Origin of the sequence: Leifsonia virtsii (genome assembly GCF_030433675.1) — a bacterium.
Lineage (GTDB): Bacteria > Actinomycetota > Actinomycetes > Actinomycetales > Microbacteriaceae > Leifsonia > Leifsonia virtsii.
Window position 1 is genome coordinate 393629 of record NZ_JAROCB010000002.1, and the last position, 24603, is coordinate 418231.

The following is a 24603-nucleotide window of genomic DNA, read 5'->3' on the forward strand; positions in this document are numbered from 1 at the left end:
AGCTGTGTTCCCGACCCGGCTGACCGCCGAGACACTCGACCGCATCCAGACCCGCCTCCGCGCGCGCCTGGCCGACGAGGGCCTGGACGCCCTGCTCACGGACTCGCCGGAGGACGTCGCCTACCTCACCGGCTTCTTCCACCACCCCAGCGAGCGGCCGGTGGCGGTGTGGATGGACGTCGACGGCGAGACCGTGCTGCTCGTCCCGGAGCTCGAGCGGGAGAACGCCGAGCGCCAGTCTGCCAGGGCCGACATCGTCTCCTACCCCGAGTTCCCCGGTGTGCTGCCGCCGTTCCGCGCCCTCGCGGCGCGCGTCGGCCGCCGCGGCCGCGTCGGCTTCTCGACCGGGATGACCTGGGAGCGCCAGACCGCCGCCTTCGCAGAACTCGACGCTGCGGAGGCGGTGCCCACCCCGCTCGTGACCGTCGCGCGCTACGTGAAGCTGCCGGAGGAGGTCGCGCTGCACGCCGAGGCCGCGCGCATCACGGACCTCATGCTGGAGGCCGGGGTCGCCCTCATCCGCGAGAGCGTCGCGGCCGGCGGTGCGCTGCCGAGCGAGGCCGAGCTGGCCTCGCACGTCGGCGGGGTCGGCGTCTCGACCATGTACGCCGAGCACGACGACGTGATCGTCGTCTCCCCGCTCGCGGGCGGCCTCGTCTACGCCGGCGCGAACTCCGCGTACCCGCACGGTCTCCCGTCCGGCTACCGGCTGCAACCCGGCGACACCTTCATGCTCTCGCTCGGCTGCGCCGTCGGCGGGCGCTTCGTCGAGGGCGAGCGCACCTTCGTGCTCGGCACGCCGACCGCGGAGCAGCGGCGCTACCACGACGCCGTCCGGCTGGCCCAGGCGACCGGGAGCGGAGCCATCCGCCCCGGCCGGGAGTGCCGCGCCGCCAACGCGGAGTGCCTCGACGTCATCCGCGACGCCGGCCTCGGGGGATACCTCCGGCACCGCCAGGGCCACGGCATCGGGCTCGGGATGCACGAGCCGCCGTGGCTGGAGGACGGCGACGCGACCGTGCTCGCTGCGGGCATGATCGTCTCCAACGAGCCCGGCATCTACATCCCCGGGCACGCCGGGTACCGCATCTCCGACTCGATGCTCGTGACCGAGGAGGGCTCGCGCCCGCTGACGGCGTTCCCGCGCGACCTCGACCACTGCACGATCGACCTCTGAACCGCAGAAAGAAAGGACCACCCTGTGAGCACCGACGTCTCCCCCGAGTTCGCCGCCGCGACCACCACCGCGCAATCCGTCGAGATCAACGGCAACCGGCTCGCCGTCGAGGTGCTGGGGCCGGAGGGCGCGCCCGTCATCATCACGCACCACGGCGCCCCCGGCCTCGGGTCACGGGCGGAGCCGCGCGCCAGCTTCGGCCGGCTGGCCGACGAGTACCGGGTGGTCGTCTTCGACGCCCGCGGCTCCGGCGAGAGCGAGGGGAAGGGCGAGTTCAGCCACGAGCAGTGGGCGGCCGACATCGACGCCCTGCGCGAGTGGATCGGCGCGGAGCGGATCGTCATGGCCGGCGGCTCCTACGGCGGCTTCATGTCGCTGGAGTACGCGACGCGGTATCCCGAGCGGGTGATGGCGCTGGTGCTGCGCGACACGGCCGCCGACAACTCCCACTCGGAGCTGTCCCGCAAGAACGCCCTCGCGTCCGACCGCGTCACCGTGGACATGGAGAAGTTCGACCGCATCGACGAGGGCCGCGTGCGCGACAACGACGACCTGCGCGACTGCTGGCGCGAGATCCTGCCGCTGTACGACTTCGTTTACGACCCGGAGGCGGTGGAGCGGAAGGTCGCGGCGACCCCCTACCGGTACGAGGCGCACAATTACGCCTTCTCCAAGAACCTTCCGACCTATGATCTCAAGGGGGCGCTCCCGGGGATCACCGCACCGACGCTGGTGACCGTCGGGCGCACCGACTGGATCACCCCGGTCTCGTGCTCGGAGACGATCGCGTCGCTCATCCCGGATGCGCGGCTGGCGATCTTCGAGAAGTCGGGCCACTCCCCACAGATCGAGGAGGCGGAGGAATGGACCAGGACGGTGCGGGCCTTCCTACACGAGGTGGTGCCTCCGGTGCGGAGCGCGGCGTCCGAGTGAAGGCCCTCGACACCCTCGACGACCTCGACCGGAGGATCATCGTCGCGCTGCAGCACGACGGGCGGGCGAGCTGGACGGCCATCGCCGACATGGTGGGCAGCTCCTCCGCGACGGTCGCCCGGCGCGGCCAGCAGCTCGTCGCCGACGGCGTCGTCCGCATCGCCGTCGTGCCGGCGCTCGGCAGCTCCGGCCAGGTGGACACCTTCCTCGTCCGGCTGAACTGCCGCCCTGGCACCCAGCTGGAGGTGGCGGCCGCGCTCGTCGAGCACGCCGACGTCCGCTTCCTGACGCTCGTGACCGGGCAGTACGACATCATGGCCGAGGTCGTGGTGACGGGAGGCGCCGCGCACTACCCGCAGCTCATCCAGCAGCTGCAGTCCATCGCAGGCATCAAGCGCTGGCGCAGCGACCTCATCATGCACGTGCACAAGGTGCGCCACGACTGGAGCCGTCAGCTGTTCGCCGAGACGATGAAGCTGCCGCAGGAGGACGAGAAGACCTCGCTCGTCGACGCGGACGTCTGCGCGCCCGACCATCTCGACGAGGCCGACCGCCGCATCCTCGCCGCCCTGCGCGACGACGGCCGGGTCACCTTCCAGGCCATCGGCGACCGCACGGGGATGAACGAGTCGAGCGTGCGGCGCCGGTTCGACCGGATGCGCGCCAACCGCTGCCTCGACATCCTCACCCTGGTGCCCGCCGCGGCGCTCGGGATGGGCGCGGAGACGCTGCTGCTGGTGAAGGTGGCGCCGTCGCGGCTGGAGGCGGTGGCGGAGGCGCTGTCGGCCTATCCGGCGGTGCGGTACCTGGCGTCGCTGCTCGACGACAACTCCCTGTTCTGCGAGCTCATCACGCCCTCGGTCGCCGAGCTGAACCAGTTCATCTCGCACACCCTCTCGGTGCTCGACGGGGTGGAGGGCTGGACCGGCGCGATGGAGCTGCTGTACCTGAAGCGCGGGTTCATCGAGACGCCGTGGTGGCGGGCCCAGGTCGGGTACGAGGCCGAGGAGCAGGAGCGGCGGCGGGCTTGAGCGCGCTGCCGCGGTTCGCGTCGCAAACGGAGGAGATCGGGCACCGTTCGGCCCGGTATCCCCTCCGTTGGTGCCGAATCGCGGGTTGCGATCTGCGAATCTCCTCCCCTTCTGAAAGGGAGGAGATCGGCGACGGCACGCGGAGCGATGTCAGGGATCGGAGGAATCTCGGGTCACACCGGGACGCGATGGCCTCCGCTTGTGGAGGCGGTCGGACTTACACAGGCTCGCGCGGTCAGCCGCGGATCAGCGACCGGAGGATCTGGATGGTGTCGGCCTCGCCCGCGTCCTTGTCGTCGCGGTAGCGCTTGACCCGGGCGAACCGCAGCGCGATGCCGCCGGGGTAGCGGCTGGAGCGCTGCACGCCGTCGATCGCGATCTCGACGACGGTCGTCGGGGCGACCCAGACAGTGCCGGGGGTGCGACGCACCTCGATCTCCTGGAAGTGCTCGGTCTGCCAGGCGAGCAGCTTGTCGGTGAGCCCCTTGAAGGTCTTGCCGACCATGACGAACCCGCCGGGCTCACCGAACTCGCCCTCCGGGTCGCGTGCGCCGAGGTGGATGTTCGACAGCATGCCCTGGCGGCGTCCCGACCCCCATTCGACGGCGCGCACGACGAGGTCGTAGGTGTGCACCGGCTTCACCTTCACCCAGCTGGAGCCGCGGCGGCCGGCCGCGTAGGGCGAGTCGATCGCCTTGACGACGACGCCCTCCTGGCCGGCGGCGAGCGCGTCGCGCGAGACCCGTTCCGCGACCTCGGGGTCGGACGTGACCTCGCCCGGGATGCGGTGCTCGCCCGCGATGCGCTCCAGCTCCGCCAGCCGGGTCGACAGCGGCTCGTCGAGCAGATCGCGCCCGTCGACGTGCAATACATCGAAGAACCACGGGTGCAGCACCGTCTCGCGCGCCGCCTCCGCGCCGAAGCGACTCATCGTCTCCTGGAACGGCCGCGGGGCGCCGTCCTCGTCGAGCGACAGCGTCTCGCCGTCGAGGATGACGTCGCGCACGGGAAGCCGGCGCACCACCTCGACGACTTCCGGCAGCCGGTGGGTGATGTCGGCCAGGTTGCGCGTGAACACACGGACCTCGTCGCCGTGCCGGTGCACCTGGATGCGCGCCCCGTCGAGCTTGTACTCGACCGACGCCTCGCCGGTCGTCGCGAGGGCGTCGCTGGCGGTCGGAGCCGACGCCGCCAGCATGGGCAGCACCGGGCGGCCGACCTCGAGGCCCACCGCGTCCAGCTCGTCGGCCGTGCCGGTGAGGGCGAGCCGCGCCGTCTCGCCCAGGTCGCCCGACAGCATCGCCGCGCGGCGGACCGCCTCGCCGGTGCGGTCGGAGGCGCGGGCGACGGCGTCCGTCAGCACACCCTCCAGCGCGCCCGTGCGCATCTCGCCGAGGAGGACGCGGGCGATGAAATCCTGCTCGCGGGCGGTGGCCCGTTCGGTGAAGTCTCGAAGCGTGCGCGTGCGCTCTGCCGCCGACCCTGAGCCTCCGAGCGCGCCGAGCGCGTCGAGCAGGCGGTCGAGGTCGTCGACCGTCAGCGTCGGCTCGGCCGCGGGGTCCCCCATCGCGCCGGAGAGCCCGCGCCAGCCGACGCCCACGCGGCCCTGGCGGGCCTTGCCGACGAGAAAGCCGACCGCCGGCGCGATCTCCTCGGGCTCGAGGGCCGAGAGCAGGGCGGCCAGCGCGTCCACCTTGGCCAGGCGGGAGCGCGTGGAGGCGACGGTCTCGGTCGTCGCGACGAGCGTGTCCAGGAGCACGACCCCATCCAACCACCGACCTCGGACAGCGTCGGGGGCGCGTTCTAGGCTGGCCCCATGACCTCGCTGCCCAACATCGTCTCGGCCTTCGACCGCATCCCGGAGCCGTGGCAACCCCACCGCCTCGCGACCGTGAACGACCACGACGTGAAGGTCGCGCGCCTTCAGGGCGAGTTCGTCTGGCACGCCCACCCGGACAGCGACGAGCTGTTCCTCGTGATCGAGGGGCGCCTCACGCTGCAGCTGCGCGATCGCGACGTGGAGCTGGGCCCGAACGACGTCTTCGTCGTTCCCGCCGGCGTCGAGCACCGTCCGCGCGCCGAGCCGGAGGCGCTCGTCGTCATGGTCGAGCGTGTCGGGACCGTCAACACCGGCGACAACCCGGGGGAGCGCACCACCGAGGTGCGGGAGCTGCCGCAGGCCTGACCGAACGCGCGTCACGCCACGGGTCGCGCGCGCTATCGTCGTCTCGGGGGTCCACTTCTTAAGACGGGCGGCGCCAGGCATGGTCAGACAGGAACGGGCCGAGCGGACGCGTGCCGCCATCCTGGACGCCGCCGCGGCCGAGTTCGACGAGCACGGGTACGAGGGCGCCCGGCTGGAGCGGATCGTCGAGCGCACCGGCGCGACCAAGGGCGCGGTGTACTTCCACTTCCGGTCGAAGCTCGACATCGCGCGGGCGCTGGTGGCCGAGAAGTACGCGAACTGGCCGGTCATCATCCAGCACGTGACCGACTCGGGGCTGCGCGGCGCGGCCGCCGCGGAGGAGCTGACCCAGCGCGTCGGCGTGGTCCTCGCTCAGGATGTGCGCGTCCGGGCCGCGATGAAACTCACACAGACCGCCTTCCCGCCCTCGGCGACGGACAACCCCTACGACCGGTGGGTGCAGGTGATCGGTGGTCTGCTGACGCAGGAGGTCGAGGACCGGCGTCTGACGGGCGTCGACCCCGGCGCGCTCGCCACGGTCGCGGTGCACGGGGTGTTCGGCGCGTACATGATCGCCGACGAGCTCGGGAGGTTGGAGGGGCTCTCCTCGGACATCGCGCGCATCTGGCGGGCGCTCCGGCCGGCCCTCCAGCTCGGTTGAATACACGTATTTGCCAATAAACCGGTGAGTCCGTATGTTTTAAGCCGGGGAAACCGTGGCGCCCGCGCCGCATCCGGGGGGAGTTCGTCCCGTCTCGTTCGAGTCGGGACGTTCCCCGGCGCCCCTCATCCGCTCTGGGCGTCGCGCCGGCGGCGCAGCACACGGCGGACGATCAGCCACCCGAGCATCAGACCCGCCGCGGCATAGATCACCACGTCGATGTACTCCGTGTAGCGCTCCACGAGGTGGTACTGCGTGCCGAGCGCGAAGCCCGCGCCCACCAGCAGCGTGTTCCAGAGCAGCGTCCCGGCGAGCGTGAAGACGGCGAAGCGCCAGAACGGCATCCGCGTCGCCCCCGCGGGCAGCGAGATGAGGCTGCGTACGAGCGGCACCAGCCTCCCGAAGAAGACCGCGCCGCGGCCGTGCCGCCTCAGCCAGTCGGCGGAGCGGCGGAAGTCGGCCTCGTCGACGAGCGGCAGCCGGGAGAGCAGCCGCACGGCCCGCTCCTCGCCCAGCCGGCGGCCGAGCAGGTAGAGCAGCGCCGCGCCGGCGAAGCTGCCGAGGGTCGCGGCCACCAGCACCAGCACGAGGTTCAGTGAGCCCTGGTAGGTCAGGAACCCGGCGAACGGCAGGATCACCTCGCTCGGGATCGGCGGGAACACCACCTCCGCGAGCGCGCACACTCCGACGCCGACCTCGCCGAGCGCGACCATCACCCGGGACGCGAGGCCGGCGACGCCGCCCAGCTCCTCCGGGGCGGCGGTGGAAAGAGCGGTGATGGGATGGGGCAGGGCGAGCGTCTGTCCTGTCATGCCCGCGACGCTACCGGGCGTGGATGGGAGGGCCGTGGGTGCGGGTCAGCTCACCCGGACGAGGGTCTGCTGCCACCCCGTGGACCCGTTCGGCGCGATCGGCGTGCGCTTCTGCTCCTGCAGCCGCCCGGCGAGGTCGGTCGCCCGCACGGCGAGCGTGTGGGTGCCGGGGGTCGCGTCCCAGTCCAGCGACCACTGCACCCAGGTGTCGCGGTTGACCGGGGCCGACAGCGTCGCCTCCTGCCAGTCCCCGCCGTCCACCTGCACCTCGACCCGGCGGATGCCGACCGTCTGCGCCCAGGCGACCCCCGCGATCTTCGTCCGGCCGGCGGTGAGCGCTTTGTCGACGCGCGGGGTGTCGATCCGGCTGGACAGCTTGATCGGCGCCTTCGCGCTGTAGCCGCGCGGCGTCCAGTAGGCCTGGTCGGCGGCGAAGGTGGTCACCTTCAGCTCGGTCAGCCACTTGGTCGCCGAGACGTAGCCGTAGAGTCCGGGGACGACCATCCGCACCGGGAAGCCGTGCTCGAGGGGGAGCGGCTCGCCGTTCATCCCGACCGCGAGGATGGCGTCCCGGTCGGCGGCGGTGAGCGCCTCGAGCGGCGTGCTCGCGGTGAAGCCGTCGACGCTGCGCGAGAGCACCATGTCGGCGCCCGAGCGCGGACGCGCCAGCGCGAGCACATCGCGCACCGGCACGCCCAGCCAGCGGGCCGTGCCGACGAGGTTGCCGCCGACCTCGTTCGAGACGCAGGTGAGCGTCACGGCGTACTCGTCCAGCCCCATCCGCAGCAGGTCCTGGAAGCCGAGCTCGACCTTCTTCTCGACCATCCCGTCGATGGTCAGCCGCCAGGTGGACGGGTCGACCGACGGCACGGTGAGGGCGGTGTCCACGCGGTAGAAGTCGCGGTTGGGGGTGAACAGCGGGGAGATGCCCGGCACGTCGAGCTCGGCCCCGGCGGGCACGGTCACGCGCGAGGCGGGCGCGGGAAGGCGCAGCGCCGAGCGGATCGCGGCGATGGACGAGGTCGCCGCCGACCCCAGGCGCGCGCCGACCCCGGCCACCACGCCGCCGACGGCGGCCGCGGCGGTCAGCGCCAGGAAGCGCCGGCGGTCGACTCCGCGCGTCTCCTCGTCGTCGGCGACCCGCCAGCGCCGGAGCCATGAGACGGCGAATGTCAGCACCACCGCTCCGGCCACAGCTCCCACGGCGGGCGGCACGAACGCCAGGGGGCTCGCGCCGGCGCGCGTCACGGCGGCCGCGACCGCCGCGATCCCCGCCGCGCCGAACAGCGCGACGCCGACCCGTCGCCAGCGCAGCTCGAGCACCCCGGCGACGGCGGCCGCGACGAGCGCCGCCACCCCGACCGTCGCGATGAGGAACAGCTTGTCGTTCGAGCCGAACAGCTGGATGGCGAGCTCCTTCGCCCATCGCGGCACCACGTCCACGACGAACGACCCGACGGCGACGACCGGGCTCGCATCCCGGGCGACCAGCAGCGCGGCCAGTTCCGCCGCGCCGAGGAACACGATCCCGGACACGGCGCCGGCGAGGGCGGCGAGGGCGATCGTCGCCGCGGTGCTCTTCTTCGTCGCGTTCTCCGCGGCGTTCTCGTTCTGGGGGGTCACACCGGGGGTTCGGCGCGGAGGGTGCTCGCGGATTGGGTCCAATCCGATCCCGCGACCGTCCCGAACCCCTCATGACCGCCGGGAGCGGCGGTCTCCTGATCGGCATCACATCCCTCGAAGGAGAAGTACCATGCGATCCTCTGTTCGCCTCGCCGCCGCCGGCATCCTCGCCGCGGCCGCCCTCGCCCTCACCGCCTGCTCGTCCGGAGCCGGCTCCTCGTCCAGCGACACCAGCTCGTCGATGTCGTCGTCGACGCCGTCCGCGTCCTCGTCGATGGACCCGGCCGCCGACCTGGTCGGCCCGGGCTGCGCCGCCTACGCCAAGCAGGTGCCCTCCGGGGCCGGCTCCGTCGAGGGCATGGCCCAGGACCCGGTGGCGACGGCCGCGAGCAACAACCCGCTGCTGACCACGCTGGTCGCCGCCGTCTCCGGCAAGCTGAACCCGAAGGTCAACCTGGTCGACACGCTCAACGGCGGTGACTTCACCGTGTTCGCCCCGGTGGACGACGCGTTCAAGAAGATCGACCCGGCCACCATCGACACCCTGAAGACAGACGCCGGCGCCGCGACGCTGACCTCCATCCTCACCTACCACGTGGTGCCCGGCCAGCTCTCTCCCGACAAGATCGTGGGCACGCACAAGACCGTCGAGGGCGGCGAGGTGACCGTCTCGGGTTCGGGCGACTCGCTCAAGGTGAACGACGCCAACGTGATCTGCGGCGGCGTGAAGACCGCCAACGCCACGGTGTACCTCATCGACTCGGTGCTGATGCCCCCGGCGAAGTAAGGTCTCGCTCCGACGACGGCGGTCGTCCGGAACGTCTGCTGCGGCCAGACCGCACGCACTCGTTCCGGACGACCGCCGTCGTTGCGCGCTCCGGATTGCCGTCTAGCCAGCCCGCGAAGGCGCGGGTTACCGTGCGCTCGTCGAGCCCACGAACAGGAGCCTTGGATGAACCCGAATCCGGAATCGGTGATCGGCGAGCCCCTTCCGCCCGCGCGGACGCTGCCCTTCCCCCCGCCCGCGTCCGGCAGCTTCGCCGGTCGCACGATGCAGGAGTCGACGTACTCGCCGCGCCCGCCGGAGCCGCACCTGCGCGAGGACGCCCCCAACGTCCTCATCATCCTGATCGACGACGCAGGGCCCGCCCTCCCGACGACGCTCGGCGGCGCGGTGCGCACGCCCACCCTCGACCGCATCCGGAGCAACGGGATCGGGTACAACCGGTTCCACACCACGGCCATGTGCTCTCCGACGCGCTCGTCGCTCCTGACCGGGCGCAACCACCACCGCGTCGGCAACGGCCAGGTCGCCGAGCTCGCCAACGACTGGGACGGCTACTCCGGCCGCATCCCGAAGAGCAGCGCGACGATCGCCGAGGTGCTGCGGAACTACGGCTACTCGACGGCCGCGTGGGGCAAGTGGCACAACACCCCTGCCGAGGAGACGACGTCGGCCGGGCCGTTCGACCGCTGGCCGACCGGCTACGGGTTCGACTACTTCTACGGGTTCCTCGCCGGAGAGGCGTCGCAGTACGAGCCGAACCTGGTGCGGAACACCACGATCGTGCGGCCGCCGAAGACGCCGGAGGAGGGCTACCACCTCAGCGAGGACATCGCGGACGACGCCATCGGCTGGCTGCGGAACCACAAGACCCTCGCGCCGGAGAAGCCGTTCTTGCTGTACTGGGCGACCGGCGCCATCCACGGACCGCAGCACATCATGAAGGAGTGGGCGGACAAGTACAGCGGGGCGTTCGACGACGGTTGGGACGCGTACCGCGAGCGCGCGCACGAGGGCGCGAAGGCGGCGGGCTGGATCCCCGAGGACGCCGAGCTCACCCCTCGGCCGGAGGGCCTGGACGGCTGGGACGACATCCCGGAGCACCAGAAGCCCTTCCAGCGCCGGCTGATGGAGGTGGCGGCCGGCTTCGGCGAGCACGCCGACGTGCAGGCGGGACGCCTGATCGACGAGCTCGATGCACTCGGCTACCTGGAGAACACCGTCGTCGTCTACATCTGGGGTGACAACGGCTCCTCCGGCGAGGGCCAGAACGGCACGATCAGCGAGTTCCTCGCGCAGAACCTCATCCCGACGACCGTCGACCAGCACCTCGCGGCGCTCGACGAGCTCGGCGGCCTGGACGCGCTCGGCACCCCGGCGACGGACAACCAGTACCACGCCGCCTGGGCCTGGGCGGGGTCCGCGCCCTACCAGGGGATGAAGCTGCTCGCCTCCCACCTCGGCGGCACCCGCAACCCGATGTTCATCCAGTGGGCGGGCCGCATCGAGCCGGATCCTGTGCCGCGCACGCAGTTCCATCACGTCAACGACATCGCGCCGACGCTGTACGAGATCATCGGGATCACGCCGCCGGACACGGTGAACGGCATCCCGCAGGACCCGATGGACGGGATCAGCCTCGCCTACTCGATCGACGACAGGGCGGCCGAGGGCCGGCGACGCGTGCAGTACTTCGAGATCATGGGCAGCCGCGCGATCTACGCGGACGGGTGGATGGCGTCCGCCCTCGGTCCGCGCCTCCCGTGGGTGCCGGGCGCCCCTCCCGGCATCCGCACCTGGACGCCGGACGAGGACCGCTGGGAGCTGTACGACCTCGACTCCGACTGGAGTCAGGCGCACGACCTGGCCGCCGTGCACCCGGAGAAGCTCGCCGAGCTGAAGGAGACGTGGGCGATCGAGGCGGCGAGGAACGACGCGCTGCCGATCGGAGGCGGCCTCTGGGTGCCGGCGCTGCATCCCGAGGACCGGTTCGCGCCGCCGTACACCGAGTGGGAGATGACCGGCGACACCGTGCGGGTGCCCGAGTTCTGCGCCCCCGCGCTCGGCAACCGCCCCAACACCGTGACGCTCGAGGTCGAGGCGGGGGAGCGGGCGAACGGCGTGCTCTACAAGCTCGGCGGCGCGGGCGGCGGCCTCACCGTCTACGCCATCGACGGGACGCTGCACTACGAGTACAACCTGTTCCTCGTGCAGCGGACGATCGTCCGGGCCGATTCGCCGCTTCCGGCCGGCGCCTCGACGGTCGAGGTGGTGACGACGGTGGCCGAGCCGCGGCCCGGCAGCCCGCTCCACGTCGTGCTGCGCATCGACGGCGCAGAGGTCGGCTCCGGCGACGTGCCGCTTAGCGCGCCGCTGCTGTTCACCGCGAACGACTGCCTCGACATCGGCCGCGCCTACGGTGGCGCGGTGTCGCGGGCGTACGCGTCGCGGATGCCGTTCGCCTTCGACGGGACGATCGGGCGGGTGCACATCGCGTACACCTGATCCCTCCGTCCGACGCTCCGGTGCTCAGAGGAACGCGCTGAGCGCCCCGGTGAGCCGGGTGCGTGCCGTCCGGTCGTCGATGGTCGCCGGGAGATCGCCCGGCTGGGGGCCGTAGTCGCCGAACTGCGCGTGGTTCATGCCGCCGATCTCGACCAGCTCGGCGTCGGCGGGGAGCAGGTGGCGCGCGGCGGCGATCTTGCCCGGAGTGCTCAGGCCGTCCCTGGTCCCGCCGATCGACAGCACCCGCAGGTCGCTGCCGCTAAGGTCGTTCGCGCAGTACGAGCCGAACAGCACGAGTCCGGCGACCTGCGGGTCGTCGGCGAGCTGGCACGCGCGGACCCCGCCGAGGGAGTGGCCGCCGACGTACCAGGTGGTGACCCCGGGCGCGTGCGCGGTGAAGGTGCTCAACGGCCGCTGGTCGAAGAAGGCGAGGTTGAGCGTGGGCTTCGTGACGACGACCGTCAGGCCGGTCTGCTCCACGGTCGGGGCGAGCTTGTAGAGGTAGGCGTACGGATCGACGAGCGCGCCCGGCACGAACACCAGCCCGGTGCCGGAGGCCCGGCCGGTCGGCGCGAGCACGACGGAGTCGCCGGTGTCGTGGATGCTCACCGCCGGGTCTCGCCAGACCTCGAGCGCCGGCCCGCGCTCGCCCATCATCGGCGTGGAGGCCCAGGCCAGGAAGCCGACGACCACCAGCGCGAGCACCCCGACCACGGCGACGGCGGCCGTGCGCAGCCGGCGCAGCGCTGTTCTGGACCCGTTCACGCATCTAGCGTACCCTGACAGTAAGCCAGCTGACTAATCACCAAGCGAGGGAGTTCGTATGTCGTCGCAACGCACCCGGTGGGCCGGTCTCGTCTTCATCAGCATCGCCGTCGCGCTCATCATCGTCGACTCCACGATCGTCAACGTCGCCATCCCCTCCATCGTCGACGAGCTGCACATCGGCTCGACCGGCGTGCAGTGGGTGCAGGAGTCGTACACGCTCGTGTTCGCCTCGCTGCTCCTGGTGTTCGGCACGCTCGCCGACCGGTTCGGCCGCCGGCGCATGCTGCTGATCGGCGTCGCGATCTTCACGCTCTCCTCCGTCGCGGCCGCGCTCGCGCCGACCGGAGCCTTCCTGATCGGGGCGAGGCTCGTGCAGGGCGTCGGCGGCGCGATGGTGCTCCCGACGACCCTGTCCCTGATCAACGCGGGGTTCCGCGGCCGCGAGCGGGCGATCGCCTTCGCGGTCTGGGGGTCGACGATCGGCGGCATGACGGCGCTCGGGCCGCTCCTCGGCGGCTGGCTGACGACCGCCTTCTCGTGGCGCTGGGCGTTCGGCATCAACATCCCGCTCGGGATCCTCATCGTCGTCGGCGTGCTGGCCACGGTCTCGGAATCCCGCGACTCCCGCCACGCAGGCGGGGTGGACGCCGTCGGCGCGCTCCTCTCGATCGTCACGAGCGCCTCCCTCGTCTTCGGGCTCATTGAAGGCCGCACCTACGGGTGGTGGCTGGTCGACACCCGTCCTGCGATCGGCGACTGGACCTGGCCGTTCGCGCTCTCGCCCGTCCCGATCGCCTTCGCCGTCGCGATCGCCGGTGGCGTCCTCTTCGTGCTCCGCGGCCGCGCCAGGATGCGCGCGGGGAAGAGCACGATGCTCGCACTCGACCTCTTCCGCATCCCGTCGTTCCGCAACGGCAACATCGCGGCGACGATCGTGTCGCTCGGCGAGTTCGGCATCGTGCTCGCCCTGCCGATCTGGCTGCAGAACGTGCTCGGGTACAGCGCCCTCGACACCGGGCTCATCCTGCTCGCCCTCGCGATCGGGTCGTTCGTCGCCAGCGGGTTCGCGGGCGCCTTCGGCAACCGCGTGCCTCCGGTCGCGATCGTGCGCGTGGGCCTCGCGGCCGAGATCGTCGGCGTCGCGGGCCTCGGCTTCGTGATCTCGCCGACCACGCCGTGGGGCGCGCTGATCCCCTTCCTCTTCGTCTACGGCTTCGGCGTGGGACTCGCGACCGCGCAGCTGACCGGCGTCGTGCTGAAGGACGTGCCGGTCGAGCAGAGTGGTCAGGGCTCCGGCACGCAGAGCACGGCGCGCCAGATCGGCTCCGCGCTCGGCATCGCAGTGCTCGGCACCGTTCTCTTCGCGTCCGCGACAGCTGTGCTCGACTCCTCGCTGGAGGGCCGCGGGATGCCGCAGCAGCAGCGCGACCAGGTCGTGTCGGCCGTCGTCGACAGCTCCGGTGCCGCGATCGCCGGGCTGGAGAAGGACCCCCGCACCGCCCCGATCGCGGAGGACGCGAAGGTGGCGTTCTCCGACGGGACGCGGTGGGCGGCGTTCTCCGCGGCCGGATTCCTCGTGGTCGGGCTGCTGGCCACGCTGTCCCTGGGCAGCGGGCGGCCCGAGCGGGACGACGCCGAGGTCGAGGCGCCGCCGGTCACCACCCCGGTCGCCGACAGCTGAGGCGTGCGGGCGTCAGTCGGACGGGACCCAGCGCTCGCCCGGGCGGTACGAGCCGAACGTCCACTCCCGGCCGCCGGGGTCGAGCACGCGGGCGCGCCGGCTGCCCCACTCGGTGTCCTCCGGCGGGAACACGCTGGTCGCGCCGGACCCGATCGCGCGCGCGAACATCCCGTCGACATCCGGCGTGACGAGGTACACGCCGACACCCGTGGAGGCGCCGACGAGCGGGGGCGGGAAGTACGGTGCGTCGTCCGATGCCAGCAAGACGACCGTGTCGGCGAGCCGCAGCTCGCTGTGGGCCACGGTCCCGTCCGGGCCGTTCTGCCTCTGCAGCACGTCGAAGCCGAGCTCCTCCAGCCACGCGATCGCGGCGGGGGCGTCGCGGTAGCTGAGGTACGTCGCCGAGGTGATCACGACGGCTCCTCGACCGGCAACGCCCGGTACTCGCGTCCGGCCTCCAGGTCGCCCCGGATGCCGTCGAGGACCGCCTGCACCGAGACGCGCTTCGCCTCGGTGTCGACGATGTTCGCGGGCACGGTGACGACCAGCCCGGACTGGTAGAACGCGCGGATGCGGAAGCCGCCCGCCCACGACGACGGCGAAGCGTTGTCCGACTCGGTGCCGCCCGACAGCTCGAACCGGAGCAGGCCGGAGCGGCTCTCCACCCGGGTCACCACCTGGGCGCCCGGCGTGTTGTCGTCCACCACCTCGGCGGCGACGACGGTGTGGTCGGTGAAGATGCCGACGCGCAGCGTCACGCTGGACGGCGCCGAGGCGGTCGCCGCGCCCAGGTAGATGATCGGCTGGTCGCCGACGGCGAGCTCCAGCTGGCGCAGCAGCAGCGAGTACCAGGTGGGCTTCCGGTCGAGCAGTTCGCGCAGGCCGCGCTCCTCGTCGAGCAGCGCGCGCAGCTTCTCCTGGATCGCCGACATGTCCGCCATGGGCCCTCCTCGCTCTGCGAGAAGCATATCTCTAGCCTGGCTAGAAAAGCGATGGATGAAGTGTCCCGATCAGGCCGTCGTCGTCACCTTGTAGCGCGCCCCGCGGTGCGTCTCGGGCAGCCGGTCGCCGGCGCCGTGCAGCTTGTTGCGCAGCGTGCCCGGCGCGTACTCCTCCGGGTAGGCGCCGCGCTTGCGCAGCTCCGGGATGATGAACTCCACGACGTCCTCGAACGTGCCGGGGGTGATGGCGTAGGCGAGGTTGAAGCCGTCGACGTCCGTGTCCTCCACCCACTCCTGCAGGGTGTCGGCGACCTCGGACGGCGAGCCGACGATGTACGGCCCGAGGCCGCCGATCGCGCCGTTGCGGCCGATGTCGCGCACGGTCCACTCGCCGCCCTCGGCGTTCGGGCGCTGGAAGTTGGCCACGGCCGACTGGATGGCGTTGCTGTCGACGTTGCCGATCGGCTCGTCCAGGTCGTACTTCGACAGGTCGACGCCCATCCAGCCCGACATGAACACCAGGGCGCCCTCGTCGCTCGCGTACTGCAGGAAGTCGTCGAACTTCGCCTGCGCCTTCTCGCTCGTCTCGTCGGTGATGATCGTCAGCAGCGTGTAGATGCGCGCGGAGTAGCGGTCGCGGCCGGCCGCCTCGAGCGCATCCCGCAGCTTCGAGACGGTCGCCTTGAGGCCCTCCTTGGTCGAGGCCGCCACGAAGATCGCCTCCGCGTTCTCGGCCGCGAACGAGATGCCGCGCTTCGACGCGCCCGCCTGGTAGATCACCGGGGTGCGCTGCGGGCTGGGCTCCGAGAGGTGGATGCCGGGCACGGTGAAGTGCTTGCCCTTGTGCCCGATCTCGTGCACCTTCGCCGGGTCCGTGAACACGCCGGACTCGCGGTCGCGGACGACGGCGTCGTCCTCCCAGGAGCCCTCCCACAGCTTGTAGAGCACCTCCAGGTACTCGTCGGCGTGGTCGTAGCGGTCGTCGTGCTGCAGCTGGTCGTCGTGGCCCATGTTGCGGGCCGCCGAGGGCAGGTACCCGGTGACGACGTTCCAGCCGACGCGGCCGTTCGTCAGGTGGTCGAGCGTCGACATGCGGCGCGCGAACGGGTACGGGTGCTCGTAGGCGGTGCCGGCGGTGATGCCGAAGCCCAGGTTCTCCGTCACCAGCGCCATCGCCGAGACCAGGAGGACGGGGTCGTTCACCGGAACCTGCGCGCCGTGCCGGATGGCGGCCTCGTTGCTCCCGCCGTACACGTCGTAGGTGCCGAGCACGTCCGCGATGAAGATGCCGTCGAACGTGCCGCGCTCCAGCAGCTTGGCCAGCTCGGTCCAGTAGGTGAGGTCCTTGTAGCGCCACGCCTGGTCCTCGGGGTGGCGCCACATGCCGGAGGACTGGTGGGCGACGCAGTTCATGTCGAACGCGTTGAAGCGGATCTGCCGGGTCATGGCTCCAGGATGGGCGACCCCGGCCGCCCGCGCATCCCGAGCGTCACGTTCCGTAACGACGACGCGCCGTGGCCGCTGGCGTTCGCGCCATATCCGGGCCAGCATGGGCACGCGAGCACTTCGCCACGACCTTCCCGAGAGGATGCCATGACCGACGAGTCCGACTTCGCGCCCGCCCTCCCCACCTTCGAGTCCGTCGCCGAGGAGCTGCTCCGCGACCCGGACGACGACGTGTCGCTGACCACCACCGGCCTGCACGTGCACGACCGGCTGTTCGCGTACCCCGACACCGAGGGACTGGTCGTCGACCTGCCGGTGCAGCGCGCCGACGATCTGGTCGGCCGCGAGGTCGCGGAGCCGGTGCGCGCCGGTCGCGCGGAGCCGCGCGGAGCGTGGGTCCGGATCGGCGACCCCGAGGACTGGCCGGAGCTCGCGAGCGAGGCCCACCAGTTCGTGGGCGAGCCCGCGGTCGGCCGGGAGTCGTAGCCCTCAGCCGCGACGGCTGAGGTGGTCGCGGGTGAGCGCCTCCATCTCCTCGTCACTGAGCTCGTCGAGGCGCTTGCCCTCGCGGCGGTCCAGGCGCATCCAGCGGACGAAGAGCAGGACCAGCACAGGGACGTCGGCCACCTCGGCGATGAACCACAGCAGGTCTCCCGAGAGGTGCTGGTCGTGCAGCGGCGTCGGAAACCACAGCGGCAGGCGGCCGACGATCGCGGGTGCGTGGTCGAGGATGCCGTCGTTGAGGCGGAGCAGGAGGCCCGGGATCGCGTCGAGCACCAGCTCGACGAACGCGAGCAGGAATTCGACCGTCACGAAGAACCCCGTGCGGATCACCGAGTGCGCGGCGATCGGCAGCACGAGCACCAGGCCCGCGAGCGGCGTCAGCACGGAGATCGTCCACTCCGACCACGGCGAGTCGCGCAGCACGGCGGCGACCGGCGTCAGGAAGACGAGAAAGACGGCGCACGCGATCAGCGGCGCCGCCATGGCGTTGCCGAGCGCTCGCGCCGGCCAGGAGCGCATCGCGCGGTCCGTCCTCGCTCGCCCGCGGGGCCCGAGCGCCACCCGCGCGAGGGCGACCGGCCGTCCGAGCGCCAGCAGCGCGGGGACGACGAACAGCAGCAGGGCGATGCGGGTGGTGAACGCCCAGCGGAGGTCGGTGCTCTCCGCGCCGAGGAAGCCGAACGAGACGACGGCGTAGGAGCCGAGCCCGAGCAGGAGGAAAGCGGCCGTGAACCGTTGCGGCCAGCGGTGACCGCGTCGGCGCAGCCGGAGCACGCCGCCGACGTAGAACAGCCCGGCGACCAGCAGCAGGGCGGCGGCGGCCGGGTCGAAGGACCAGGTGGTGAGGAGGACGGAGAGGGGCGGCGTGGTCGGCTCCAGGGTCGAGGGGGTCGCCGCCAATTCTGGTCCGGATCGGCCAACGCCCGCGCCCGGATCGGGCGACGCTGAGAGCACCATCAGGCGGATCCAGCGGACTCGCCGGTTCCAGGGCGGCCCGCTCCGTAGGCTCGACGACGGCCGTGCGGACCGCGCGCGGTGGGGTGCCGCTCTCGAGCCACGAGGACACGATGTCGGAGGGAGAACGACGGCAGGCGCTCGCGCGCGAACGGGCCGCGGCGACCGCGGTCGCCGCGAGAAGAGGACGTCGACGCGCGACGGCTGCCCCGCAGCCAATCCGCCCGGCGAAGCGCTCGCGCCGGCGGACCGCCGCCCTCGCCGCCTCCGGCTCCGCCGTCGCCCTGGTCGCCTGCCTCGCGATGGCGCCTCCGGCCACGGCCGACCCGATCGAGACGATCGATGCGGCGGCGTCCGGCCGGGTGACCGCGCAGCACCTGACCGTCTCAGCCGTCGTCGCCTCGGCCGGACTGGACCGCGACGACCCCGTCGCCTCCGCCGTCGCGGGCATCATCGCGGGCCACGGCGGCGCCGCGGGCGAACGCGCCGCCGATGCGATCGTGAACGCGCTCGCCGCGGGCGGCACGCGCGAGAAGATCGTCGCGACCGCCCTGACCTACCTCGGCGACCCCTACGTGCTCGACGGCGCCGACCACTCCGGCATCGACTGCTCAGGACTGGTGATGCAGGCCTATGCCGCGGTCGGCATCCGGCTCGGCCACCTCGTCCACCTGCAGGACGACGCCGGCACCCGCATCGACGAGGCCCACGCGCGCCCGGGTGACCTCGTGGTCTTCGACGACGACGAGCACATCGCCCTGTACCTGGGCGGCGGCATGCTCGTGCAGGCGCCGGAGGTCGGCCGCCCGGTAGAGGTCACGACCGTGTGGAGCGGCGTCCCGCACCACTTCACGACCCTGCTGGGGGCGACCCAGTAAGGGGAACACTGTTCGCGGTCGAGCCCTCGTCCGTGTCGCGCCGGGCCGCTACCATTCCGGCATGGTGCGAACGCCGCTCGTCGTCCAGGGCTCGGCCGGGGTCCAGCCGCTGTGGGGGAAGGCCGGGCACTACACGATCGCCTCCCTCGCCTGCGCCCACGTCGCACCGCCCGGGCTCGCCCGGCTCCTAGCGGCCAACGCGGACCGGATCAGCCTGCGATTGGACGGCGCCGAGGCGACGGCCGCGCCGAACGTGCTCGAGGCGAACCGCGACCTGGGGTTCGTCCCGCTCGCCGACGTGCCCGACCTGGTCTGGAAGAACCTCCCCAGCGCCGTGAAGGGCGGCCGCGACACCGCGTTCCGGAGCGGGCCCGAGCACCCCAACCACTACGCCGACATCGACGAGCCGCTCGACGGCGTCACCCTGCGCGAGCGTTGCATCCAGGATGCGACGAACGTCGCGGTGCCCGTCTGGCAGGACTACTACACGCGGCTCGGGCACAGCCGGCCGGACGAGCGCGGGCTGCTGCCGTTCCGCGTGCAGCAGTTCTTCTCCGAGCTCGTGGATGCAGTCCGCGCCCACGACATCGCCCGCTTCGTGGCGGCCGCCGGGCTCGTGGCGCACTACGTGGGGGACGCGTGCCAGCCCCTCCACGGCTCGTACCTCTCCGACGGGATGCCGGATCGGACGGGCGCGGGCGTCCACTCCGCCTACGAGACGACCATGGTGGACCGGCACGTGACCCAGCTCGCCTCCGGGGCGGAGCAGGCGGTGAAGGCGGCCCCGTCGCCCTCGCCGGTGACCTCGGCCCACGGAGCCGCGGTCGCCGTCGTGCAGCTGATGGACCGCTCAGCGCGCTCGGTCGCCCCGCTCGCCCTGGTGCAGGCGTACGCCGCGGTCGCGGCCAAGCCCGGCGACGCGACGGTGGCCGTGACCGACGCGCTGTGGGACCGATTCGGCACGGCCACCATCGGCCTCTTCGCCGACGGCGCGGTGACGCTGGCCGGGCTCTGGGGGAGCGCCTGGGAGCTCGCCGGCGGCGAGACCGCCTTCCCCGCGGACGCACTGTCGGCGGTCGAACCCGCCGCCCTTCAGCGCCTGTACGAGGACCCGGCGTTCGTGCCGTCGCTGGTGCTCGACGAGATCGCGCCCGTGCTGACGGCGTGACGGCCGGTCAGCGCGCGAGCGGTGGCCGCTGAACTCCCGGGGCGACCGCCTCGGCCGGATCGGCTCCGATTGCGACGATGCGGTTCGCAGCATCCACGTGCACGACCCGCGGGACGAAGGTGCGCGCCTCTGCGTCCTCGAGCTGGGCGTAGGCGATCACGATGACGGTGTCGCCGACCTCCACCAGGTGGGCCGCCGCGCCGTTCACGCCGATGACGCCGCTGCCGCGCTCGCCGGGGATCAGATAGGTCTCGAGGCGCGAGCCGTTGCTGACGTCCACGACGGACACCTGCTCGCCGGGGAGCAGGTCGGCGGCCTCCATCAGCTCCTCGTCGACGGTGAGGGAGCCGACGTAGTGCAGGTCGGCGTGGGTGACGGTGGCGCGGTGGATCTTCGCGGAGAACATGGTGCGGAGCACGTGCTCTATCCAACCACTCCCGGCCCGTCGTAGCGGAAGCCGCCTCGGCTCAGAGGGCCTCCGGGTCGAGGTTGAGGACGGCGTCCTCGTACAGGTTGCCGTCGGCGTCGAACGCGCCGCTGCCGGGGTTCAGCCACTTCAGGTCCTGGAGCGTGATCCCGAACCGGTCCGCGACCTCTGCCGGGAGGTCGCCGTGACCCACCCGGTAGCTCTTCGGGGCTCCGGAGGCGGTGGTCGCGGTGATGTCGCCGCCGGCGAGGGGCCGGGCTCCGCCGTCGACGGGGTGCACGTTCGTCTGCCGGGCGGGCACGGACCAGTGGACGGTGGTGACGGCCAGCACCTTGTCAGGCCCGAGCTCGACCGGCACGCTGTCGGCGTCGGCCGCAGCGACGGACGAGTACGTGACGAGGGCCACCAGGGAGGAGGGCGCCGTCCCGATGTTCGCGGACGACGGCGCAGCCACGGTCGAGGTGGGGCCGCCGAGCACGTGGTCGCCCACCCCGTGGTAGGTGACTCCGTCGCCGACCCGCGGCGGGGTGTCGAGCAGGGTCACCGAGATCGGGATGGGCGCGGTGTCGGTGAAGTTCGAGTACTGGGCGGAGTAGGTGTCGTCGCCGTCGGACACCATCCGGTAGTGGAAGTGGATGCTGCCCTTCGGGGAGGCGACGTCGCCCTGCGCGACGACGGTCCCGGCGGGAACCGGGGTGATGAACGGCGCGGGGGCCGGTGGTGCGCTCGGCGCGGCGGGCGCCGGCGACCCCGACGACGGGAGGGGCTGCGCCGGGCTCGGCGGGGGAGAGGAGGCGGGCGCGGTCGGCGTCGCCCGGGCGGTCTGCGTTGCGGGCGTATGCGGGCGGGTGTGGCCCAGCGCCTTCGCGGCCGTCGGCGCGCACCCCGAGAGGGCGACGAGGGCGACGGCCGCCGCCGCCACGATCACCGTCGAACGCCCCCCGGCCCTCACGGGCTCACTTTCGTTGACACGGGTCAATCATGCGGTCGCGGAGCGAAGAAGACCAAGAGGTATCCTCTGTGACTTCTGACACGATTCCCGCGCCGGGTGCGCCTCAGTGCTTGCAGTCTCCCGAGCCCGAGTCGGAGTAGTCCAGCGCCGACGCCCCGAGCCCCGGTCCCTGCAGTGCCGGCGTGTACGAGTACGTGTAGCCGTGCTGACCGAGGGTCAGCTTCAGCGTGCCGAAGCCCTGGTCGTAGCCCGTCACGACGTTCGGGTTGGCGTAGCTGCCGTCGCTGTTCTTCGCGAGCGAGTCGAGGGCCTCGCCGCCGGTGCCGACGATGAACTCCGGGATGCCGTGCTTCGGGTCGGAGGCGCCGGTCGGGTCCATCGGCTTCATCCGGGCGTATGCGTGCTCGTGCCCGTTGAGGACGAGGGTGGCGTGGTCGGCGTAGAGCAGCTTCCACCAGGCGTCCGCGACCTGTCCCTCCTGGCCGCCGGCGCCGGCCGCGGAGGCCGGGACCGTGGCTGTGGATGCGGTGGTCGCGCTGAAGGTCGGCTGGTGCCAGTAGGCGATGGTGCACTGCTGCTGGTTCTGCTGCAGGTCCTTCGCGAGCCAGCGGGTCTCCTGCGCGAGCAGGCCGCCGTCGGTGGTCGAGCAGTCGTTGTGGAACGCGGGCGAGTTGCACTCCACGTTCAGAGAGACGATGTGCCAGCGGCCGAGGTCGTAGGAGTACCAGCCCTGGTTCGCGTCGGTGTCGTCGCCCGCCTGGCCGGCGGAGTTGGGGGTGCCGCTCTTGTCGTGGCCGTTGAAGTAGGCGAAGTAGCCGCTGCCGTTCTGGCCGGCCTCGTTGTCGCCCTTCTTCGTGTACGGGTAGTACTCGTGGTTGCCGGGGGCCGGTCGCTCCAAAAACTTCAGTCCACCCCAGGCCTGCTCGAACGACTGCTCGAAGTCGCTCAGCTTGCCCACCTGGTACTGCTCGTCGCCGAGGAGCGCGACCGCATCCGGCTTCATCGCGGTGGCCTGCTTCGCCGTCGCGAACTCGGCGTCGTAGCCGCCGAGGCTGGGGCTGCCGCACTTGAGGGAGGACGGGTTGGCCGCGTTGTCATCGTCATCCGGCTCGCACGCGATGTCGCCGACCGCGGCGAGTGTGTACGTCCTGCCGTCGTCGCCTCGCGTGGTCGACGCGTACGGCCAGCCGTTGCCGATGGCGGGCGCGGCGATGGCCGCCCCGGCCCCGAGGACGGTCGCCACCACGGCGACGGCGCCGATCAGGCTGAGTGTGCGGGTGCGCGAGCGCATGGGGAACCTCCTGAGTGCGGCCGGAACGGGCGGTGTTCAGAGGCAGCATCGGAGCGGTCGGTCACATCCCGATGAACGCTGAGCGACCGGCGAGTGAACCGGGTCTGCGGGTTCTCGAAGGTGGGTTCGTACGCGTCGACGGCGGTCGCTCAGCGGGAATCGCCGGAACGGTCGTACTCGTTCCGCCAGGCGCCGGGTCGCAGTCCCGTCGCGTGCCGGAAGAAGACCGAGAAGCTCGACGCGTCGAGGAAGCCCAATGCCGCCGCACAGCCTGTGGCGCTCGACCGGTCGTGGACGAGCAAGCGCTTCGCCTCCAGCACCAGCCTGTCCACGATGTAGGCCTTGGCGGAGCGACCGGTGGCGCGCCGGACGGCACGCGCCAGGGTGCGCGGCGAGTAGCCGAGATCGTTCGCATAGAAGGCTGCGTCGTGTCGCTCCCGGAAGTGGGCTTCGACTCGGGACCGGAAGAGCGCGAACAGCGGGTCCAGCAGCTCCGTGTCGCTGTGAGGGGGCCGCAGCCGGGCGATGAGCGCAGAGAGCAGGATCGCGGGAATCTCCGGCGAACCGCCGGCGGCACCGTCGACGGTCTCCAGCACGAGGTGCCGGCAGGCCGCGTCGATGTAGGGGCGGTCCTCCTCCGGCAGCCTCCAGGTCGGCCGCACGTCGGGCGACGCGACGAGCTCGCGCGTCCCGGGTGTGACCGGGGCTGTCGGGACGAAGACGACGAGGTGACCGGTGAGCTCCGAGACGTCGTCCCAGCGGTGCACCGAACCGGGCGCGATCCAGGCCGCGTGCCCGGCTTCGAGCCGATGGCGCTGGAAGTCCACGGTGAGCGACCCCCGCCCGGAGTCGACGAGTGCGACGACGTGGAAGTCGGCTCGCTGTGTGCCGCCGGTGTTCACGGCGCGGAGTCTCTCGAACGTCATGGTTTCGACCGACGACTGACGGCGGCCCGGAGGCTGGTAGGTCATCTGCGCGATCTCGGGCATATGTCCATTTTTGACCATCTACCGACCGATCCTGGCGATGACCTGCGGCGGCCCTCGACCTTGAATAGGAAACAGAGACAAGCGAAAACACGAAGGAGAATTGGATGTCGACCACGCAGAGTGCTCTGCCCAGCTACAACCATCGGGCCGGGGCGGGACCGGCCCTGGTCTTTCTCCACTATTGGGGCGGCTCCGCACGCACCTGGGACGTCGTCCTCGACCTGCTTCCCCGACAGGAGGCCGTCAGCATCGACTTCCGCGGGTGGGGCCGGTCTCGCGGCCTGCCCGGACCCTTCGGCCTGGAGCAGCTCGCCGAGGACACCCTCGCCGTCATCGACGAGGCCGGCATCGACGACTACGTGCTCGTCGGGCACTCGATGGGCGGGAAAGTCGCCCAACTGATCGCCGCGACCAGGCCGGCGGGGCTTCGCGGGGCCGTTCTCGTCGGTTCCGGGCCGGCCGTCCCGGCAGCCGAGATAACTCCGGAGTACCAGGAGCAGCTCTCGCACGCCTACGACACTGAGGAGTCCGCGGCCGGGGCGCGCGACCATGTGCTGACCTCCACCCCACTCTCCGCGACGCTGGCGGCCCAGGTCCTGGAGGATTCGCGCGCGAGCGTCGACGATGCCCGCACCGAGTGGCCCTTGCGCGGTATCGCCGAGGATGTCTCCGACCGCACTCTCCTGATCGACGTACCTTCGTTGGTCGTCGCGGGGGAGCGTGACCGGGTCGAGCCGGTGGTCGTCCTCGAGCGAAATCTGGTGCCGTATCTCGCTGATGCCGACTTCGTCGTCCTTCCCAGGACCGGTCACCTGATGCCGTTGGAGGCGCCGGAGGCTCTCGCCGCCGCCATCGCGGCGTTCGTCGCGGATCTCCCCTGACCGGGACCGCGC

Annotated in this window: 24 protein-coding genes; 12 read left to right on the plus strand and 12 right to left on the minus strand. The window is 71.8% G+C overall.

The window, feature by feature from the left end; genetic code table 11:
- The first annotated feature begins 4 nt into the window (after positions 1–4).
- The 3 genes from P5G59_RS07890 to P5G59_RS07900 are packed head-to-tail and all read left to right on the plus strand — an operon-like array spanning position 5 to position 3141.
- Positions 5–1177, plus strand: coding sequence for a M24 family metallopeptidase (locus P5G59_RS07890; RefSeq protein ID WP_301217667.1), 1173 nt, complete (start codon positions 5–7; stop codon positions 1175–1177).
- Positions 1178–1201: 24 nt separating this feature from the next.
- Entirely contained in the window at positions 1202–2110 is a 909-nt protein-coding gene (locus P5G59_RS07895; protein ID WP_301217668.1) for an alpha/beta fold hydrolase, read from the plus strand.
- Complete coding sequence (locus P5G59_RS07900) at positions 2107–3141, plus strand: Lrp/AsnC family transcriptional regulator (RefSeq protein WP_301217670.1); 1035 nt, start codon at positions 2107–2109, stop codon at positions 3139–3141. The genes P5G59_RS07895 and P5G59_RS07900 overlap by 4 nt, the downstream gene beginning before the upstream one ends.
- A 235-nt stretch (positions 3142–3376) precedes the next feature.
- On the opposite strand, the gene P5G59_RS07905 is transcribed toward P5G59_RS07900, so the two are convergent.
- Positions 3377–4900 (minus strand): ATP-dependent DNA ligase, encoded by a 1524-nt coding sequence (locus P5G59_RS07905; protein WP_301217672.1) that lies wholly within the window; start codon positions 4898–4900, stop codon positions 3377–3379.
- Between the two features lie 57 nt (positions 4901–4957).
- On the opposite strand from P5G59_RS07905, the gene P5G59_RS07910 reads away from it, so the two are divergent.
- The gene (locus P5G59_RS07910; protein WP_301217675.1) at positions 4958–5326 is read left to right on the plus strand and encodes a cupin domain-containing protein; all 369 of its coding nucleotides are present in this window, start codon (positions 4958–4960) and stop codon (positions 5324–5326) included.
- Between the two features lie 79 nt (positions 5327–5405).
- Positions 5406–5987 (plus strand): TetR/AcrR family transcriptional regulator, encoded by a 582-nt coding sequence (locus tag P5G59_RS07915; RefSeq protein WP_301217677.1) that lies wholly within the window; start codon positions 5406–5408, stop codon positions 5985–5987.
- Positions 5988–6112: 125 nt separating this feature from the next.
- Here the strand turns inward: P5G59_RS07915 and P5G59_RS07920 are convergent, their stop codons facing one another.
- Positions 6113–6799 (minus strand): DedA family protein, encoded by a 687-nt coding sequence (locus tag P5G59_RS07920; RefSeq protein ID WP_301217679.1) that lies wholly within the window; start codon positions 6797–6799, stop codon positions 6113–6115.
- 45 nt (positions 6800–6844) lie between these two features.
- Positions 6845–8422 carry a molybdopterin-dependent oxidoreductase gene (locus tag P5G59_RS07925; protein ID WP_301217681.1) on the minus strand — a complete coding sequence of 526 codons (1578 nt, stop codon included), beginning with the start codon at positions 8420–8422 and terminating at the stop codon, positions 6845–6847.
- 130 nt (positions 8423–8552) lie between these two features.
- On the opposite strand from P5G59_RS07925, the gene P5G59_RS07930 reads away from it, so the two are divergent.
- Positions 8553–9209: a fasciclin domain-containing protein gene (locus tag P5G59_RS07930; RefSeq protein WP_301217682.1), complete on the plus strand. Its 657-nt coding sequence runs from the start codon at positions 8553–8555 to the stop codon at positions 9207–9209.
- 165 nt (positions 9210–9374) lie between these two features.
- Positions 9375–11711, plus strand: coding sequence for an arylsulfatase (locus P5G59_RS07935; protein WP_301217685.1), 2337 nt, complete (start codon positions 9375–9377; stop codon positions 11709–11711).
- Between the two features lie 24 nt (positions 11712–11735).
- On the opposite strand, the gene P5G59_RS07940 is transcribed toward P5G59_RS07935, so the two are convergent.
- Entirely contained in the window at positions 11736–12476 is a 741-nt protein-coding gene (locus P5G59_RS07940; protein ID WP_301217687.1) for an alpha/beta hydrolase, read from the minus strand.
- A gap of 58 nt (positions 12477–12534) precedes the next feature.
- On the opposite strand from P5G59_RS07940, the gene P5G59_RS07945 reads away from it, so the two are divergent.
- Positions 12535–14160, plus strand: coding sequence for an MFS transporter (locus P5G59_RS07945; RefSeq protein ID WP_301217689.1), 1626 nt, complete (start codon positions 12535–12537; stop codon positions 14158–14160).
- Between the two features lie 12 nt (positions 14161–14172).
- Here the strand turns inward: P5G59_RS07945 and P5G59_RS07950 are convergent, their stop codons facing one another.
- The 3 genes from P5G59_RS07950 to P5G59_RS07960 all read right to left on the minus strand — a co-directional run bounded on the left by P5G59_RS07950 (position 14173) and on the right by P5G59_RS07960 (position 16547).
- Positions 14173–14574: a VOC family protein gene (locus tag P5G59_RS07950; protein ID WP_301217691.1), complete on the minus strand. Its 402-nt coding sequence runs from the start codon at positions 14572–14574 to the stop codon at positions 14173–14175.
- Entirely contained in the window at positions 14571–15101 is a 531-nt protein-coding gene (locus tag P5G59_RS07955; protein WP_301217693.1) for a hypothetical protein, read from the minus strand. Before P5G59_RS07955 ends, P5G59_RS07950 begins: the two co-directional genes overlap by 4 nt.
- A gap of 69 nt (positions 15102–15170) precedes the next feature.
- The gene (locus P5G59_RS07960) at positions 15171–16547 is read right to left on the minus strand and encodes an LLM class flavin-dependent oxidoreductase (RefSeq protein ID WP_301217695.1); all 1377 of its coding nucleotides are present in this window, start codon (positions 16545–16547) and stop codon (positions 15171–15173) included.
- A gap of 147 nt (positions 16548–16694) precedes the next feature.
- Here P5G59_RS07960 and P5G59_RS07965 point away from each other — a divergent pair, with 147 nt between their 5' ends.
- Positions 16695–17033 carry a hypothetical protein gene (locus tag P5G59_RS07965; RefSeq protein ID WP_301217697.1) on the plus strand — a complete coding sequence of 113 codons (339 nt, stop codon included), beginning with the start codon at positions 16695–16697 and terminating at the stop codon, positions 17031–17033.
- Positions 17034–17036: 3 nt separating this feature from the next.
- On the opposite strand, the gene P5G59_RS07970 is transcribed toward P5G59_RS07965, so the two are convergent.
- A complete protein-coding gene (locus tag P5G59_RS07970) occupies positions 17037–17951 on the minus strand; it encodes a cytochrome c oxidase assembly protein (RefSeq protein ID WP_301217699.1) in 915 nt (304 codons plus the stop codon).
- A gap of 119 nt (positions 17952–18070) precedes the next feature.
- Here P5G59_RS07970 and P5G59_RS07975 point away from each other — a divergent pair, with 119 nt between their 5' ends.
- A complete protein-coding gene (locus tag P5G59_RS07975; RefSeq protein ID WP_301217701.1) occupies positions 18071–18883 on the plus strand; it encodes a C40 family peptidase in 813 nt (270 codons plus the stop codon).
- 61 nt (positions 18884–18944) lie between these two features.
- On the plus strand, positions 18945–20051 hold the full coding sequence (locus P5G59_RS07980; protein WP_301217702.1) for a phospholipase C/P1 nuclease family protein: 1107 nt from the start codon (positions 18945–18947) through the stop codon (positions 20049–20051).
- Positions 20052–20058: 7 nt separating this feature from the next.
- Here the strand turns inward: P5G59_RS07980 and panD are convergent, their stop codons facing one another.
- The 4 genes from panD to P5G59_RS08000 form a co-directional block, all read right to left on the minus strand.
- The gene (gene panD, locus P5G59_RS07985; RefSeq protein ID WP_301217703.1) at positions 20059–20469 is read right to left on the minus strand and encodes an aspartate 1-decarboxylase; all 411 of its coding nucleotides are present in this window, start codon (positions 20467–20469) and stop codon (positions 20059–20061) included.
- Between the two features lie 49 nt (positions 20470–20518).
- A complete protein-coding gene (locus tag P5G59_RS07990; RefSeq protein ID WP_301217706.1) occupies positions 20519–21430 on the minus strand; it encodes a LysM domain-containing protein in 912 nt (303 codons plus the stop codon).
- Positions 21431–21533: 103 nt separating this feature from the next.
- On the minus strand, positions 21534–22721 hold the full coding sequence (locus tag P5G59_RS07995; RefSeq protein ID WP_301217708.1) for a metallophosphoesterase family protein: 1188 nt from the start codon (positions 22719–22721) through the stop codon (positions 21534–21536).
- A gap of 149 nt (positions 22722–22870) precedes the next feature.
- Positions 22871–23710, minus strand: coding sequence for an AraC family transcriptional regulator (locus P5G59_RS08000; protein WP_301217710.1), 840 nt, complete (start codon positions 23708–23710; stop codon positions 22871–22873).
- 104 nt (positions 23711–23814) lie between these two features.
- Between P5G59_RS08000 and P5G59_RS08005 the strand changes: the two genes are divergently transcribed.
- Positions 23815–24591, plus strand: coding sequence for an alpha/beta fold hydrolase (locus P5G59_RS08005; protein WP_301217711.1), 777 nt, complete (start codon positions 23815–23817; stop codon positions 24589–24591).
- Positions 24592–24603: the final 12 nt, after the last annotated feature.